General features: G+C 58.8%; 11 protein-coding genes. 7 read left to right on the top strand and 4 right to left on the bottom strand.

The window, feature by feature from the left end; translation table 11 throughout:
• Positions 1–13 precede the first annotated feature (13 nt).
• Positions 14–3,244 carry a hypothetical protein gene (locus tag C2E15_RS00790; RefSeq protein ID WP_104955717.1) on the top strand — a complete coding sequence of 1,077 codons (3,231 nt, stop codon included), beginning with the start codon at positions 14–16 and terminating at the stop codon, positions 3,242–3,244.
• A gap of 67 nt (positions 3,245–3,311) precedes the next feature.
• On the opposite strand, the gene C2E15_RS00785 is transcribed toward C2E15_RS00790, so the two are convergent.
• Entirely contained in the window at positions 3,312–3,608 is a 297-nt protein-coding gene (locus C2E15_RS00785) for an HTH-type transcriptional regulator (protein WP_104955716.1), read from the bottom strand.
• A gap of 394 nt (positions 3,609–4,002) precedes the next feature.
• Between C2E15_RS00785 and C2E15_RS00780 the strand changes: the two genes are divergently transcribed.
• The 5 genes from C2E15_RS00780 to C2E15_RS00755 all read left to right on the top strand — a co-directional run bounded on the left by C2E15_RS00780 (position 4,003) and on the right by C2E15_RS00755 (position 9,842).
• Positions 4,003–4,719 carry a DUF3053 domain-containing protein gene (locus tag C2E15_RS00780; RefSeq protein ID WP_104955715.1) on the top strand — a complete coding sequence of 239 codons (717 nt, stop codon included), beginning with the start codon at positions 4,003–4,005 and terminating at the stop codon, positions 4,717–4,719.
• A gap of 920 nt (positions 4,720–5,639) precedes the next feature.
• Positions 5,640–7,565 (top strand): PTS mannitol transporter subunit IICBA, encoded by a 1,926-nt coding sequence (locus C2E15_RS00770; RefSeq protein WP_104955714.1) that lies wholly within the window; start codon positions 5,640–5,642, stop codon positions 7,563–7,565.
• 91 nt (positions 7,566–7,656) lie between these two features.
• Positions 7,657–8,805: a mannitol-1-phosphate 5-dehydrogenase gene (gene mtlD, locus C2E15_RS00765; RefSeq protein WP_104955713.1), complete on the top strand. Its 1,149-nt coding sequence runs from the start codon at positions 7,657–7,659 to the stop codon at positions 8,803–8,805.
• A gap of 68 nt (positions 8,806–8,873) precedes the next feature.
• The gene (mtlR, locus tag C2E15_RS00760) at positions 8,874–9,419 is read left to right on the top strand and encodes a mannitol operon repressor MtlR (protein ID WP_174705682.1); all 546 of its coding nucleotides are present in this window, start codon (positions 8,874–8,876) and stop codon (positions 9,417–9,419) included.
• Positions 9,420–9,479: 60 nt separating this feature from the next.
• Complete coding sequence (locus C2E15_RS00755) at positions 9,480–9,842, top strand: YibL family ribosome-associated protein (RefSeq protein ID WP_104955712.1); 363 nt, start codon at positions 9,480–9,482, stop codon at positions 9,840–9,842.
• A gap of 18 nt (positions 9,843–9,860) precedes the next feature.
• On the opposite strand, the gene C2E15_RS00750 is transcribed toward C2E15_RS00755, so the two are convergent.
• The 3 genes from C2E15_RS00750 to fdhD form a co-directional block, all read right to left on the bottom strand.
• Entirely contained in the window at positions 9,861–10,811 is a 951-nt protein-coding gene (locus tag C2E15_RS00750; RefSeq protein WP_104955711.1) for a VirK/YbjX family protein, read from the bottom strand.
• Positions 10,812–11,029: 218 nt separating this feature from the next.
• Positions 11,030–11,647, bottom strand: coding sequence for a superoxide dismutase [Mn] (sodA, locus tag C2E15_RS00745; protein ID WP_104955710.1), 618 nt, complete (start codon positions 11,645–11,647; stop codon positions 11,030–11,032).
• Positions 11,648–12,453: 806 nt separating this feature from the next.
• Positions 12,454–13,260: a formate dehydrogenase accessory sulfurtransferase FdhD gene (fdhD, locus tag C2E15_RS00735; protein WP_245912327.1), complete on the bottom strand. Its 807-nt coding sequence runs from the start codon at positions 13,258–13,260 to the stop codon at positions 12,454–12,456.
• A 215-nt stretch (positions 13,261–13,475) separates the two neighbouring features.
• Here fdhD and fdnG point away from each other — a divergent pair, with 215 nt between their 5' ends.
• Entirely contained in the window at positions 13,476–16,523 is a 3,048-nt protein-coding gene (gene fdnG, locus C2E15_RS00730) for a formate dehydrogenase-N subunit alpha (protein ID WP_104955707.1), read from the top strand.
• Positions 16,524–16,526: the final 3 nt, after the last annotated feature.

Here is a 16,526-nt window from a genome sequence, read left to right as displayed (position 1 = left end):
CGAGACGATAATTATGAGCAAACAGACCTCTGGCAAGCATTACGGTTGCGGACGCGGCGGGGTGAAACCGCCGATGCTGACCGTCGATCCACTGTTCGAAGATGGCTTCCGCGCGACCAATCCCTCCGACTACTATGCCCCCGCGCTGCTCTCCGGCACCGCGCGCTACGTGGAGAGTGGCGCGCTGGTAACGGTGAAGCTGGAAAACCACACCTGGCAGGCGCGCGTCGATAAAAACGGCGACTGGAGTCTGCCGATTCCGCCCTCGGCCATTACTGCTCTGCAGGATGTGGAGCGCCAGCTCATCATCAGCGTCACCAACCATTCCGGCAAAACCGTCGAGCTGACGCGTACCGTCGAAATCCCCAGTATGAGCAACGGCACGGCGGCGGGCATCGGCATCGCACCGATCGCGGGCGACGATGAGCTGACCGGCCGGGAAAAAACCCACGGCCAGGTGATCTCCGGGCTGACGGAGTTCGTGGCGGAAGGCTCGCTGGTGACCGTGACGCTGGAAGGGAAAAGCTGGCAGGTGCCGATTGACGCCAACGGCAGCTGGCACCTGACGCTGCCCCCGGAAGTGATGAAAGCGCTGGCTCCCGGCGAACACACGCTCAGCGTGAGGGCGATTGCCGCCTATGATGGCGCTTTAACGACAATCGATCGCACCTTTACTGTCGCCAAAGGCGGTGCAACCCGCTGCGCGGCGGAGATCACCCTTAACAGCATCACCAGCGATGACGTGCTGACCGCCATTGAGCGGCAAAGCGGCCTGACGGTCAGCGGCAGCGCCACGAACGTGCCGAACGGCAGCCAGGTCTGGATCCAGCTGGGCGACGATATCTATGCGGCGACGGTGAAAAATCATCACTGGCAGACGCAGATCCCTGCCAGCGGCCTGGCGGCGCTGCACGACGGCGCAGCATCCATCGTCGCCTGGGTACAGGATGTCAATGAAACCGCCACCGTGGTGCGGGAATTTAACGTGCGGGAATCGCTGACCACGCCGCAGATTACGCTCGATTCACCCTATGACCATTTTGAGGTTGCCGATCCGGCATGGGCGATGGTGACCGAGGTGCTTTCCGGTACCGTCACTCACGTGGCGGCGGGTACTCTGCTTGATATTGCCATCGGCGAGCTGCACTACCAGGCGCGCATCGATGAAAACGGTGCCTGGCGGCTGCCGGTGGCACCGCATTCGCTGCTTGCACAGCCGGTCGGCGATGTGCCGCTGGTGCTGAGCGTCACCAACGGGCGCGGCGAAACCGCCGCGCTGAGCAAAACGCTTCACTATAACGGCTTTGAGAATAGCGGCTGGTCGCAGGTGGTGATCAATCCGGTATCGGGCGATGACATCCTCAACGCGCGTGAGAAAAACACGGCACTGTTTATCACCGGCGACACCCTGAACGTGCCGGTCGGCCAGACAGTGGAGGTCCGCTTCCCGGATGCGTTGCCCGACCATATCTTCTTCGGCCACATCGATGAAAACGGCGAATGGCGCACCTCGCTCTCCGCTTCCGATCTACAAAACTTACCGGCCGGCGCGCTGCGCATCGAAGTGACCTTCCCCGGCGACGATCGCTGGAGCGATTCTGCCCTCTCCGGCGAGCGTTGGGTGACGGTCGCGCCCGACAGCGCTGCGGAGAATGTCGCGACGCTTAGCATCGATTCGCTGGAGGATTATGGCCGCCTGACGCTCGATCGGCTCAGCGGCCTCACGGTGAGCGGCCGCGCCGATCACGTTGCCGACGGCAGTGAAGTCTGGCTGCAGGCGGGCGACTGGGTGTGGGTTGGCGCGGTGCATCAGGGAGAGTGGCAGGTGACCATCCCGGCGGATAATCCCCCCGATTTCAGCAGCGGCAGTAGTGCCATCTTCGAGGCGACCGTCACCAATAAAGCCAACGGCGACGCGGCGGGCGATAGCGTGCTGATTAATTTTGATCCGGCGGTGCCCCCCGGCGGCCACTTTCTTGCCATCGATCCGATATGGGGCGCAGATGCAATTACCCGCACCGATGATATTCGGCCCTACTATTTTATTACCGGCACCTTTAGCGGCAATAAGGCCAGCCATATTATCGTCACCCTGAACGGCATTGCCTACGACGCCGAAGTGACCGACAATCGCTGGATGGTCAGAATTCCCGATGACGCTCTCCGCGCTCTGCCCGACGGGGCAACCACAGTGACAGCGCAGTGGAACGGCCTGCATGACAGCGCCGACCTGACGCTGAACAGCCATCCCGCCGCCCCGCTGTTCGGCGTGACGCTGGATGAAGTCGGCTACGCGAATGTGATCATTACGCCAGAGAGCGATGATCACGGTCTGACGCTGAGCGGCGGCGTGCTGGACGCCAGCGTCGCGCCTCCCGGCACGCGGGTAAATATCGAATTTAACGGCCGGCACTATCAAACTTCGCTGGGCGGCGACGCGGAGAACCCGCGCTGGCACCTGGCCCTGCCCGCCACCGATATGCAGGCGCTGGAGAGGTATGGCAATGAGATCCTGACCGTCACGCTGGGCGAGCCGGGCCAGCAAAGCGTGGTGGTCGCGCGCAATCTGGAGCTTACCGAAGACGGTTTCGGCAGCGCCTACGAGCCGCAAATCGCCATCGATCCGCTGGGCGACAACCTCATTGAGCCTGCCGAGGCAGCGGAGCCGATGATCGTTACCGGCACCACGCGTTACCTGGAGACGGGTCATACCGTGGTGCTGACGCTGGATGATTTGCGCTGGGAAGCCACCAGCGACAGCGCCGGCCGCTGGAAAGTGCTGATCCCTGCCGATACCCTGGCGCAGATCTCCGACGGCGAGCATCAGCTCTCCGCCGTCATCACCTTTACCGATCCCGAATGGGGCGACTGGAGCATCCGCGCGGATAACCCGCTCGATTTCCAGCTCGGCGAGGGCGTCGCGTTCGCCAGCCACGTTGATCTCGCCCATCCGGAGCAAGCGATCTCTCTGACCCCTTCAGAAGATGGCGCGCCGTCGGCCACGCTGGCCAGCCTCGGCCTGAGCGGCGGGGAAAACGCCATCGCGGCGCTGCTGGCACCAACGGAAGAGGAAAGCGCGGCGGGAGTGAAAGCGCTGCACGTCGCGACAGAGCCGGTCAGCCTGACGCTTGCTGCCGCTGGCGATACCTGGAGCCTGGCGGCGCGCGGCGCGGAAGCGACGTTAAATTACGCGCTGCCCGTGCCGCCTGACCTGAACGAGCATCCGCTTCATCCGCTGGTCTGAAACGAAAAAACCCGCCATCCGGCGGGTTTTTGGGTGTTTGCACACCGGTTTTTTACTGTTTGCGCACTCAGTCGAGCAGCTGACGGCCCAGATACGGATTGGAATGCAGCAGCTGCATCAGTTTCTGTGCGCTACCTGACGGGCGGGTGCGTCTCGCTTCCCAGCTCTTCACTGAAGAGACGCTCACGCCCATCACGCGGGCAAATTCATCAATTTTCATGCCGGTCATTTCGCGCAGGCGTTGTGGTTCTGGTGTTGAAACCATTTTTTCTTGCTGCGCAGAAAAGGTATCGCCAACATTCCGTGTCAAAACAATTTGCTCAAGACTGCTGAGTAACTCAACCATGGGATCTTTTACTTCCATAGCAAACTCCTAAAACTCACTATGAACAACGTGAAAGAGGACAGAGACAAGAGCCTGAAACCCAGGCTCAGAATGCCGGTTTGTTGCAAGGGTACGAGGTCAGGACAGTGCAACATAAATCGGAATTTAAGTATTAGACTATTGCTGGCGTTTTGCCGCCCGTTTTTTGACTATTTTTCGATCTTGCTTCCGCCTGTACCTTTGCCCCGGCGGCGCCCTTTTTTTCTGGCCTGTTTCCTGCTTAAAAAATGTACGCAGCTGCGCGCTAATTCGCGTTAATTATTCAATAGTCATATTCAGCCTAATCGCATTGATCTATGCTTTAGGCACCTCAGGGCGGCAGCCTCGCTGCCTAATCAAATAGATAGTTCGTTAATTTACAGGAGTAAACGCTATGGCGACCGGAGTTTCCCGCGTCTGGATGCGCCTGTGGCTGCCGTTGGCAGCTTTGCTGGTCATTCTGCAGCTCACCGGCTGCGGTGATAAAGAGGGTGAACAGCGCAAGGCTTTTAGTGACTTTTTACAGAATACCGTGATGCGTAGCGGCGAACATCTGCCGGCGCTCAGCGAAGATCAGAAACAGCGCTTTGGTAACTACGCCAACGACTACGCCATTATTTATGATTTTTCGCAGCAGGTGAACAAAGCCGTGGATCAGGGGCTGCGTCCGGTGGTGGACGAGCTATCCGCCATCCGCCTGCCGCAGGATTACCTGACGCGCCGCGACGCGCTGCGCCAGGCGAGCGGTTCGCTTAGCGTGCTGACGCAGCAGATCCAGAACGCCAAAACCCAGGCGGACGGCAGCAAGGCGGCGCTGAAACAGCCGGATGATTTAAAAACGGTCTACGATCGCGTGTATACCAAAGTGGTGACCCAGCCTGCCGCCTCGTTGATGCCGCTGCTGCCGGCGCTGCAGTCGCTGAGCCAGGATGTGGTGCAGACCGGTGATTTCCTGCAGCAGCAGGGGACGCGCGTGACCTTTAACGATAACGGCGTACAGTTCCCGACGCAGGAGCAGGCAAGTCAGTACAACACGCTGATGAGCAACGTCTCGGCGAAAGCGCAGGCGCTAACCCAGGCGCAAAGCGCGGTACAGGGCGGCTTCCAGTAAGCCGCAGCGGGCGCCGCCGGTATCTGGTCGGCGCCCCTTTTCCCGCACGGTTGGGTCATCTTTTCCCGCCGCCCGGTTTCTCCCGCTATACCCCTGTTTTCGTTATCCCGGCTATCGCTGCTATCCCTGCTTTCCCTGCTATCTCTGCTGTCCCGGCCATCTCTGTCATCTCTGCTATTTCGGCTATCCCGGCTTTCCCTGCTGTATCCCGGCTATCGCTGCTATCCCTGCTTTCCCTGCTATCTCTGCTGTCCCGGCCATCTCTGTCATCTCTGCTATTTCGGCTATCCCGGCTTTCCCTGCTGTCGCTGCTGTCCCGGCCATCTCTGCTATTTCGGCTATCCCGGCTTACCTGGCGATCTCCCGCTGGCCGCTCTTTGGCCGCCTTTCGCCCTGTTGCCTGCCTTTTCCGCGCTTTCTTCATTATTCACGCCTGGTTTCCGCCTGTGACGAGAAATCATGGCTGTGATGATTTTCGCCGCTGCGCTGAGAAAGGGTTCAGAACTGCTACCGAGCGGTTGCGCAAAAAAGCGGCATGCTATGTGCCGGTTTCGGGCCAGGCAAAAATGTGATCCGGCGCATTTTCGACCAAAAGTTTATTGTGATTCTCGTCACATTTATGAAACAAACCACACCTTATAAAATGTGATGCTAATCACATTTAGCCGTCACTCTTCGCCGCTAATTTCCCCATTTGCCTTTTCGATCCGCGCCTTTCTGTGATCTGAGTCACTAAATTTGGTCCGATAACCTACCTCTGATTGTGATCTTTATCACTTCAGGGCGCTTACTACGCAGCGTCATAATCGCGTGCTAGAGTCCGCCTGCATACAGTAATCCGACGGCGTCCCGCCGTAGCGTCCTAACAAAATCACGCGCTCTCTTATTTGTCAGCGCGTAACAATAAGAGGTGTGTTTTTATGTCCTCATCTGTCAAGGTCAAGGTTCAAAGCTTTGGTCGTTTTCTGAGCAACATGGTGATGCCGAATATCGGGGCGTTTATCGCCTGGGGTATCATCACCGCGCTGTTTATTCCTACCGGCTGGATGCCGAACGAAACGCTGGCGAAGCTGGTCGGCCCGATGATCACCTACCTGCTGCCGCTGCTGATCGGTTATACCGGCGGGCGCCTGGTTGGCGGCGATCGCGGCGGCGTCGTGGGCGCAATCACTACCATGGGCGTGATCGTCGGCGCGGATATGCCGATGTTCCTCGGCTCGATGATTGCCGGTCCGCTGGGCGGCTGGGCGATCAAAACGTTTGACCGCGCGGTCGACGGCAAAATCAAAAGCGGCTTCGAGATGCTGGTCAACAACTTCTCGGCGGGCATTATCGGTATGCTGCTGGCGATTCTGGCGTTCCTCGCCATCGGTCCGCTGGTGGAAGGCCTCTCCCATCTTCTCGCCGCCGGCGTGAACATCATGGTGCAGAATAACCTGCTGCCGCTGACCTCGATTTTCGTTGAACCGGCGAAGATCCTGTTCCTGAATAACGCCATTAACCACGGCATCTTCTCGCCGCTGGGCATCCAGCAGGCCAGCGAAGCCGGCAAATCCATATTCTTCCTGATTGAAGCCAACCCGGGTCCGGGCATGGGCGTGCTGGTGGCCTATATGTTCTTCGGCCGCGGCAACGCAAAACAGTCAGCGAGCGGTGCCGCCATTATTCACTTCCTTGGCGGCATCCATGAAATCTACTTCCCGTATGTGCTGATGGCGCCACGCCTGCTGATCGCCGTTATCCTCGGCGGCATGACCGGTGTCTTCACCCTGACGCTGCTGAACGGCGGCCTGGTCTCTCCCGCTTCGCCTGGCTCTATTCTGGCGGTGCTGGCAATGACGCCGAAAGGCGCTTACTTCGCCAATATCGCGGCGATCGTCGCAGCCTTCGCGGTCTCTTTTGTGGTTTCGGCAGTGCTGCTGAAAACCAGCAAGGTGAAAGAGGAAGACGATATCGAAGCGGCGACTCGCCGTATGCAGGATATGAAAGCGCAGTCCAAAGGTCAGGCGGGTGCGCCTGTCGCTGCGGCCGCCGGCATGAACGGCGATTTGAGCCATGTGCGTAAAATCATCGTCGCCTGCGACGCCGGTATGGGCTCCAGCGCCATGGGCGCAGGCGTGCTGCGGAAAAAAGTGCAGGATGCCGGGCTGACGCAGATCTCTGTCACCAATACCGCCATCAACGCCCTGCCGGGCGACGTCGACCTGGTGATTACTCACCGCGACCTGACCGAGCGCGCCATGCGCCAGGCGCCGCATGCACAGCATATTTCGCTGAATAACTTCCTCGACAGCGGCCTCTACAGCGATCTGACCTCACGCCTGGCGGAAGCACAGCGCAGCGCGGGCCACCGCGAAAAGGTTAACGCGGCGCTGAGCGACAGCTACGACAGCAGCAACGATCATCTGTTTAAGCTGGGCGCCAGCAATGTGTTCCTTGGCCAGCACGCCGCCAGTAAGGAAGAGGCGATTCGCTTCGCCGGCGAGCAGCTGGTGAAAGGCGGTTATGTTGAGCCAGAATATGTCGAGGCGATGCTGGAACGTGAGAAACTGACCCCGACCTACCTGGGCGAATCCATTGCGGTGCCGCACGGTACGGTCGAAGCGAAAGATCGCGTGCTGAAAACCGGCGTGGTGTTCTGCCAGTATCCGCAGGGCGTGCGCTTCGGCGAAGAAGAGGATGACATCGCCCGCCTGGTGATCGGCATTGCCGCCCGCAACAACGAGCATATTCAGGTGATCACCAGCCTGACCAACGCACTGGATGACGAAAGCGTAATCGCGCGTCTCGCCACCACCAACAGCGTGCAGGAAGTGCTGGATCTGCTGACCGGTCAGCCGGCCTGATCGATCGTATACGCTGAGGGGCCGCTCTGCCCGGCCCCTTCTTCGGGCAAGGCGGACTTGCCCCTCTCTTTTTTTAAAGGTTATCGCAACGATGAAAGCATTACATTTCGGCGCCGGTAATATCGGTCGTGGGTTTATCGGCAAGCTGCTGGCGGACGCCGGCATTGAACTGGTGTTTGCTGACGTTAATCAGGCGGTGCTGGATGCGCTGAACGCCCGTCATCAGTACCCGGTGCATGTTGTCGGCGAGCAGGCGCAGGTGGAAACCGTGACCGGCGTCAGCGCCGTCAACAGCACCAGCGACGAGGTGATTACGCTGATCGCGGAAGTCGATATTGTCACCACCGCGGTCGGCCCGCAAATCCTGGCGCGTATCGCCGGCAGCATCGCGCGCGGCCTCGCCCTGCGCAGCGATAACGGCATCACCCGTCCGTTAAACATTATCGCCTGTGAAAATATGGTGCGCGGCACCAGCCAGCTGAAAGATCACGTGCTGGCCGCCCTGCCGGCGCAGTATCACGCCTGGGTCGAGGCGCACGTCGGCTTTGTCGATTCCGCCGTTGACCGCATCGTGCCGCCGGGTGAAGCGGGCAGCAACGATCCGCTGGAAGTGACCGTAGAGACTTTCAGCGAGTGGATCGTCGATAAAACCCAGTTTAAAGGCGATCTGCCCGCCATTCCGGGCATGGAGCTAACCGATAATCTGATGGCGTTCGTTGAGCGCAAGCTGTTTACCCTGAACACCGGCCATGCGATCACCGCCTATCTCGGCCAGCTGGCCGGGCATCAGACCATTCGCGACGCCATTCTCGATCCGGCGGTACGTAGCGTGGTGAAAGGGGCGATGCAAGAGAGCGGCGCGGTGCTGATCAAGCGCTACGGCTTCGATGCGGAGAAACATGCCGCCTATATCGAAAAAATCCTTACCCGCTTTGAAAACCCTTACCTGAAGGATGACGTTGAGCGCGTCGGCCGCCAGCCGTTGCGCAAGCTGAGCGCGGGCGACCGTCTGATCAAGCCGACACTCGGCACGCTGGAGTATCAGCTGCCGCACACGAACCTGGTGAAAGGCATCGCCGCCGCCATGCGCTATCGCAGCGCGCAGGATCCGCAGGCGCAGGAGCTGGAGGCGCTGCTGGAAAAAGTCGGCCCGCAGGCGGCGCTGGCGCAGGTTTCCGGCCTGGACGAGAACAGCGAGGTCGTCGCGGCAGTGGTTAAGGCCTATGACGCAATGCCATAATGCGCACGCTGCCGATGCTGAATAACGGTGAGCAACAAGGGCACAGCCTGGCTGTGCCCCCGCGCAGAATGATAAATGTACAGGCAACAATGGAAGAGAAGCAGGCTTTTGAAAATCGGGTGCTGGAGCGCCTGAATGCCGGACGTTCGGTAAGAAGCTTCCTGATTGCCGCCGTTGAGCTGCTGACCGAAGCGGTCAACCTGCTGGTGCTTCAGGTGTTTCGCAAGGATGATTACGCGGTGAAATACGCCGTCGAGCCGTTACTGCTCGGCGACGGGCCGCTGGGCGAACTGTCGGTGCGGCTGAAGCTGATCTACGGCCTCGGCGTGATCAGCCGCCATGAGTATGAAGACTGCGAGCTGCTGATGGCGCTGCGCGAGGAGCTGAATCACGACGGCAGCGACTACCGTTTCAGCGATGACGAAATTCTCGGCCCATTTGGCGAGCTGCACTGCGTCAGCGCCTGGCCGCCCCGCCCCGACTTTTCCGACGACGATGAGCAGCTGCGCGCCATGCAGCAGCAGCGCTATCAACAGGTGCTGCGATCGACGATGGTCCTCTCCCTGACGGAGCTGATCTCGCGTATCAGCCTGAAGCAGGCTTTCAAAAAGTAGCCCCGCCCCTTTCCGCTTTTCGTGTATCATATCGATTAATCATCAGTACAGGTAACCGTCATGAAAGAGCAGGAAAAAGCCGAAATCAAGCGCCTCAGCGATCAGCTGGATGCGCTCAATCGTAAAGAGCCGATGTTGCTGGAATCGGGCGATGCGGAGAAACTCGGCGCGCTGCTGAAAGAAAAAGAGACGCTGATCGCCGAGATCGAGCGTCTGCGCGACGTGCGCGACCAGAAGCTGAGCAAAGAAGCGCAGAAGCTGCAAAAGCTGCCCTTCAGCCGGGCGATCACCAAAAAAGAGCAGGCGAATATGGGCGCGTTGAAGAAAAGCGTGCGCGGCCTGGTGGTGGTGCATCCGATGACCGCGCTGGGCAAAGAGATGGGCCTGAAAGAGATGACCGGCTACGCGCCAAAAGCTTTCTGACCCTGCCGGCCGGGTTGATTACGCCCGGCCGCACTCGCCCGCTATCGCCTCAGATAACTGCTGCTCCAGGCTATCCATAAATTCATAGCGACGACGATATTCGGCGCGTTTTTTGCTGGCTATCTCCTCCAGCGGCTTGCGCGGCATCGCCAGCGGCAGCCGGTACAGGCCATTGTTCAACGCCTCGCCATTCAGCGACAGCCAGAACTCGCTGTAGCTGGCGTGGAACAGCGCTTTTTTACTGTGACGGTAGCGCAGGCTGCGGAATACGTGGGTCTCGTCGCCGACGGCCTCGATCTGCTGTACGCCGCAGCGTGCGGCAAGGCAAAACAGCGTCTCCAGCAGTACGCGCTTGGGAAACAGGCCGTGACTCGCTTTCGTGGCGTCGCGGATCACGCTGGCGTCTACCGTTTTACGCGGCCCCTGCAGCCCGCCGATCAGCAGCCCCAGCCTCGCCGCCTGACGGATAAATGAGAATGACAGTGATGCGATGGTGATGCCGTTATAGAGCAACACCAGCGTGATTTCCCCTTCGCGGTCGAAACGGCCGCTGCTGCAGATCACCTCAAACAGCTCGTCGTTTTTGCCGTGCAGGCGCGCCAGAGTGTGATCGACCGGCGATAAGAACAGCTGGTAAAGCGCGCGCGGCAGCTGCTGCACAGTGCCATAGTGATCGAGCAGCGCCTGAGCGCGCTGCTTCACGCTGAAATGCGCGCAGAGATACGGGCGATGGATTTTCGCCGGCAGCAGCCCCTGAATGGTCAGCGCCTGGCGCATCGCCGGCAGCCGCGACATCTGCGCCATATAGGAAAAAGTAGTGACGGGGAACGCCAGCGAGCGCAATAAAAACTTGGTGCGGAAGCGGCGGCACTCCCACAGTTTATTTGGCTTAAATTGACCGCGCGTTAACTGGAAAAAAAGCGAGCCGCTGGATATGTCCGGCGTTGGGCTATGTGTAATGGTCGACATGTTATTTATTAATAGGAAAGAAACATGCGCCAATATTAAGCGCTAAAATATCAACAGGACGTTAATATTGCGCTAATAGATTTAGCGCGGCGGCAATTTTTATTCAGGTCGGGTCTGGTTCACAAAATAATTAAACAAAGGCTCAATGAGATACCTTTTAAATTAAAAAGCCGGCGGAGCTGCTGCTCCGCCGGCCGATATTGATGCGCGGTTAACGCTTATTTCGCGTTAGCAAAACGTGCAGCCGCTTCGTCCCAGTTCACTACGTTCCAGAACGCTTTGATGTAGTCAGGACGTTTGTTCTGATACTTCAGGTAGTAAGCGTGTTCCCAGACATCCAGACCCAGAATCGGGTAGCCGGAAGCGCCGGAGATCGCTTCGCCCATCAGCGGACTGTCCTGGTTTGCGGTAGAGACCACGGCCAGTTTGTCGCCTTTTTTCACCAGCCACGCCCAGCCTGAACCAAAGCGGGTTGCTGCAGCTTTCTCGAACTCTTCCTGAAACTTCTCAACGCTGCCGAAATCTTTTTCGATAGCAGCTTTCAGGTCGCCCTGCAGAGTGGTGCCGGTTTTCAGGCCTTTCCAGAACAGGCTGTGGTTGTAGTGGCCGCCCGCGTTGTTGCGCAGTACGGTTTTCTTCTCTGCCGGAACCAGATCCAGTTTGGTGATCAGCTCGTCAACCGGCAGGTCAGCGAATTCGGTGCCTTCCAGCGCTGCGTTAGCGTTGTTAACGTAGGTCTGGTGGTGTTTGGTGTGATGGATTTCCATCGTCTGCTTGTCGAAATGCGGTTCCAGTGCGTCGTATGCGTAAGGCAGGGATGGCAGTGAATAACTCATGTTCATCATCTCCATTTATTGTAGGAGCGGCACTCTTCGTTGTAAGCACCGCGTAAGCAGTTGGATCATTATAGTTAAATTAGTGATCGGGAAAAGGATAATCAATGCCCCTCTCATTATAGGGGTATAGCAGAGTGGACGAATCAGCGGATAAACACAACTATTTGAAAATACGCAAAAGCGCCACGGCATGCCCGGCGACAAGGGTGGGCCGGCGGTAGCGCAGGGGCGCTTTTGCCGTAGGCTATCCGACACCGCCCGGAGCGTTCGGTTTTCGCCGCGTCAGCGCTTTACGGCCATCTGCGCCAACACCGCGCCGCCGCTTTCCGCGACGCGCTTTCAGAGTTATCGCATCGTCGGCAGGCCGCGCCGTGGCGATCTGCCCGCGGGCTTAATCTCTCTTATAATCGACAGACGCCACTCCAGCCTGTTTGTTTTTATCAGGTTGATCGGCGGCGGCGCTAAAAAGCAGGGCAAACGGCGCGCGAATATGCGTCGGAAAATATAAGCGGCGCTTTACTAACGCCGCGATCGGGAAATATAAATGACGCGTTATCAACCCCACAATTATTCGGGCGCGCCTCAGCGCCGAAAATAAATATGTCGCGCGCTTAAGAAACAACTTAACGTCGCGCGCGGTGCGGCGAGAAATAGCGCGCCGGCGCACAAAACCGCTCCCTGCGGCGCGCTTAATCCTGTGTTACTAAAATCATCTACTAAGAATGATCACAGGGGGCGGCGCGGCGGCGCGCTTAATCCGGCATGGTGGGAATCAGCCGCTGCGGATAAATGTAGAAGGCGCGCGCTTAATCCTGCGTTGCGGGGATCAGCCGCTGCGGATGGGTATAGATCGTGGCGCGGCCCGGTTTGCTGAAGCCCACCAGCGTCAGATTGCTGCGCTCCGCCACGTCCACCGCCAGCCGGGTGGCCGCCGATACGGCGAACAGGATTTCCACGCCGCACATCGCCGATTTCTGCACCATCTCATAGCTGGCGCGGCTGGAAACCAGCGCCGCGCCCTGCGTCCAGCCGCGACGGCTGCGATAGCCGAGCAGCTTATCCAGCGCCACGTGACGGCCGACATCTTCGCAACCGCCCGCCAGCTGCCCTGTCTCATCGATCCAGGCAGCCGCATGGGTGCAGCCGGTCAGTTGCCCTACCGGCTGATACTCTTTCAGCTGGCGCAGCGCCGTGTCCAGCAGGCTAAGGTTGAACGTCTGGCTGAACGGCAGCGGTTGGATCGGCTTGCCGATCTCATTGAGCTGCTCAACGCCGCAGACGCCACAGCCGGTACGCCCGGCCATCGCGCGCCGCTGCGCTTTTAGCGCCATAAAGCGGCGGCTGGAGAGTTCAACCTGCACTTCGATGCCGTTGCAGCCCGGCACCACATCCATGCCGTAAATCTCTTCCGGCGCGGCGATAATCCCTTCGGAGAGCGAAAATCCGAGCGCAAACGCTTCCAGATCTTTCGGCGTACTCATCATCACCACGTGCGAAATGCCGTTATAAACCAGCGCGACCGGTACCTCGTCGGCAAGCCAGTCGTTGCGGGATTCCGTTAGCGCATCACGCTGCCACACCTGCGCTTCGCTTGCTCCTGTGAAGCTGCTCACAGCTTCGTCGCTTTGTTGATCGTGAAATTTCAATTTACGTCTACCTGGTTATAACAACCACACAGATTAAGTGGTAATCTTAGGCCGCTTATCAATTTGGGATTTGCTTCGCAATTCTGAACCTGTGACCCGCACATCGCAAAAAAATCACTGCACAAAAAATGCGGGCTACCGATAACCACTAAAACAGCAATGTCGTTCCACAAGGAAAAACCATGCAAGTCAGCAGAAGAAAGTTCTTCAAGATCTGCGCTGGCGGTATGGCAGGCACCACGGCGGCGGCGCTCGGCTTTATGCCGGAAGTCGCGCTGGCGGAAACGCGCCAGTATAAATTACTGCGCGCCCGCGAAACCCGTAATACCTGCACTTACTGTTCAGTAGGCTGTGGGCTGCTTATGTACAGCCTCGGCGACGGCGCCAAAAACGCAAAAGAGACCATTTTTCATATTGAAGGGGATCCGGATCATCCCGTCAGCCGTGGGGCGCTCTGCCCGAAAGGCGCCGGCCTGCTCGATTTCGTTCACAGTGAAAGCCGACTCAAATACCCGGAATACCGCGCGCCCGGCTCCGATAAGTGGCAGCGAATCAGCTGGGATGATGCCTTTACACGCATCGCCAAACTGATGAAGGCTGACCGCGACGCCAACTTCGTAGCGAAAAACGACGCAGGCGTAACGGTAAACCGCTGGCTGACCACGGGCATGCTCTGTGCCTCCGCCTCCAGTAACGAAACCGGCTATTTAACCCAGAAATTTACCCGATCGCTCGGCATGCTGGCTGTCGATAACCAGGCGCGCGTCTGACACGGACCAACGGTAGCAAGTCTTGCTCCAACATTTGGTCGCGGTGCGATGACCAACCACTGGGTTGATATCCGAAATGCGAACCTGATCGTGGTGATGGGCGGAAATGCGGCAGAAGCGCATCCGGTGGGATTCCGCTGGGCGATGGAAGCCAAAATCCACAACAAAGCCAAACTGATTGTCATCGATCCGCGCTTTACGCGCACCGCATCGGTGGCGGATTTCTATACGCCAATTCGTTCCGGCACCGACATCGCTTTTCTGTCGGGCGTTCTGCTGTACCTGATTAGCCACAATAAAATCAACCGCGAGTATGTCGAGGCGTATACCAACGCCAGCCTGATCGTGCGTGAAGATTTCCACTTCGACGATGGCCTGTTCAGCGGCTACGACGAAGCGACGCGTAAATATGACAAAACCAGCTGGAACTACGAGCTGGGCGAGGATGGCTTCGCCAAACGCGATCCCTCCCTGAGTCATCCGCGCTGCGTCTGGAACCTGCTGAAAGCGCATGTCAGCCGCTATACGCCGGAGATGGTAGAAAACATCTGCGGTACGCCGCGCAAAGATTTCCTGCACGTCTGCGAACTGCTGGCGGAAACCAGCGCCCACGATCGCACCGCGTCGTTCCTCTATGCGCTGGGCTGGACGCAGCACTCCGTCGGCGCCCAGAACATCCGTACCATGGCGATGATCCAGCTGCTGCTGGGCAATATGGGCATGGCGGGCGGCGGCATCAACGCCCTGCGCGGCCACTCCAACATTCAGGGACTGACCGATCTCGGCCTGCTGTCGCAGAGCCTGACCGGCTATATGACCCTGCCGTCGGAGAAACAGACCGATCTGCAAAGCTATCTCAGCGCCAACACGCCGAAAGCGACGCTGCCGGGCCAGGTGAACTACTGGAGCAACTACCCGAAATTCTTCGTCAGCATGATGAAGGCGTTCTTTGGCGAAAAGGCACAGCGCGAAAACAGCTGGGGCTTTGACTGGCTGCCGAAGTGGGATAAAGGCTACGACGTTCTGCAATATTTCGAGATGATGAAACAGGGCAAGGTCAATGGCTATCTCTGCCAGGGCTTTAACCCGGTGGCGTCGTTCCCGAATAAACGCAAGGTGATCGAATCGCTGTCGAAGCTGAAATTCCTCGTCACTATCGATCCGCTGAACACCGAAACGGCGACCTTCTGGCAGAACCACGGCGAATTTAACGATGTCGATCCGTCGCAGATTCAGACCGAAGTGTTCCGCCTGCCCTCCACCTGCTTTGCGGAAGAGAACGGCTCCATTGTTAACTCCGCGCGCTGGCTGCAGTGGCACTACAAAGGCGCTGACGCCCCGGGTGAAGCGCTGAACGACGGCGAAATCCTCGCGGGTATCTATCTGCGTCTGCGCGAGATGTATGCGACCGAAGGCGGCGCGACGCCGGAGCCGGTGCTGAACATGAGCTGGGATTACCTGACCCCGGAAAACCCGGCGGCGGAAGAAGTGGCGCGTGAAAGCAATGGCCGGGCGCTGGCTGATATCTATGACGATAAAGGCCAGCTGCTGGTGAAAAAAGGCCAACAGCTCAGCACCTTCGCGCACCTGCGCGATGACGGCACCACCGCCAGCGGCTGCTGGATCTTCGCCGGCAGCTGGACGCCGGAAGGCAACCAGATGGCGCGCCGCGACAACAGCGATCCATCCGGCCTCGGCAACACGCCGAACTGGAGCTGGGCATGGCCGCTGAACCGCCGCATTCTCTACAACCGCGCCTCCGCCGACCCGCAGGGCAACCCCTGGGATCCGAAACGGGCGCTGCTGCGCTGGGACGGCGCGAAGTGGACCGGTATCGATGTGCCGGACTACAGCACCGCCGCGCCGGGCAGCGATGTCGGGCCGTTTATCATGCAGCCGGAGGGGATGGGCCGCCTGTTCGCCATCGACAAACTGGCGGAAGGGCCGTTCCCGGAACACTACGAGCCGTTTGAAACGCCGATCGGCACCAACCCGCTGCATCCGAAGGTGATCTCGAACCCGGCGGCGCGCGTGTTTAAAGACGATCTGGCGGCGATGGGCAAGGCGGAGCAGTTCCCGTATGTCGGCACCACCTACCGTCTTACCGAGCATTTCCACTACTGGACCAAGCATGCACGGCTTAACGCTATCGCACAGCCGGAGCAGTTTGTCGAAATCGGCGAGCGGCTGGCGGGCAAGCTCGGCATTGTGCAGGGCGATACGGTGAAAGTCAGTTCTAACCGCGGCTATATCAAAGCCAAAGCGGTGGTCACCAAACGCATCCGCACGCTGGACGTGGACGGCAAACAGGTCGACACCATCGGTATCCCGATTCACTGGGGCTATCAGGGCGTGGCGAAAAAAGGCTTTATCGCCAACACGCTGACGCCATTTGTCGGCGACGCCAATACGCAGACGCCGGAGTTCAAGGCGTTTTTGGTTAACGTGGAAAAGGTGTAACGG

This window comes from Mixta gaviniae (assembly GCF_002953195.1).
Lineage (GTDB): Bacteria > Pseudomonadota > Gammaproteobacteria > Enterobacterales > Enterobacteriaceae > Mixta > Mixta gaviniae.
Note: the sequence above shows the minus strand (reverse complement) of the source record. Positions and strands in the feature narration are given on the sequence as shown.

Bases quoted from the DNA above. Each gene is read 5' to 3' on its own strand.
- C2E15_RS00785 (WP_104955716.1), bottom strand. From the start codon at position 3,608: ATGGAAGTAAAAGATCCCATGGTTGAGTTACTCAGCAGTCTTGAGCAA.
- C2E15_RS00770 (WP_104955714.1), top strand. From the start codon at position 5,640: ATGTCCTCATCTGTCAAGGTCAAGGTTCAAAGCTTTGGTCGTTTTCTG.
- sodA (WP_104955710.1), bottom strand. From the start codon at position 11,647: ATGAGTTATTCACTGCCATCCCTGCCTTACGCATACGACGCACTGGAA.
- mtlR (WP_174705682.1), top strand. From the start codon at position 8,874: ATGATAAATGTACAGGCAACAATGGAAGAGAAGCAGGCTTTTGAAAAT.
- C2E15_RS00790 (WP_104955717.1), top strand. From the start codon at position 14: ATGAGCAAACAGACCTCTGGCAAGCATTACGGTTGCGGACGCGGCGGG.
- mtlD (WP_104955713.1), top strand. From the start codon at position 7,657: ATGAAAGCATTACATTTCGGCGCCGGTAATATCGGTCGTGGGTTTATC.
- C2E15_RS00755 (WP_104955712.1), top strand. From the start codon at position 9,480: ATGAAAGAGCAGGAAAAAGCCGAAATCAAGCGCCTCAGCGATCAGCTG.
- C2E15_RS00780 (WP_104955715.1), top strand. From the start codon at position 4,003: ATGGCGACCGGAGTTTCCCGCGTCTGGATGCGCCTGTGGCTGCCGTTG.
- C2E15_RS00750 (WP_104955711.1), bottom strand. From the start codon at position 10,811: ATGTCGACCATTACACATAGCCCAACGCCGGACATATCCAGCGGCTCG.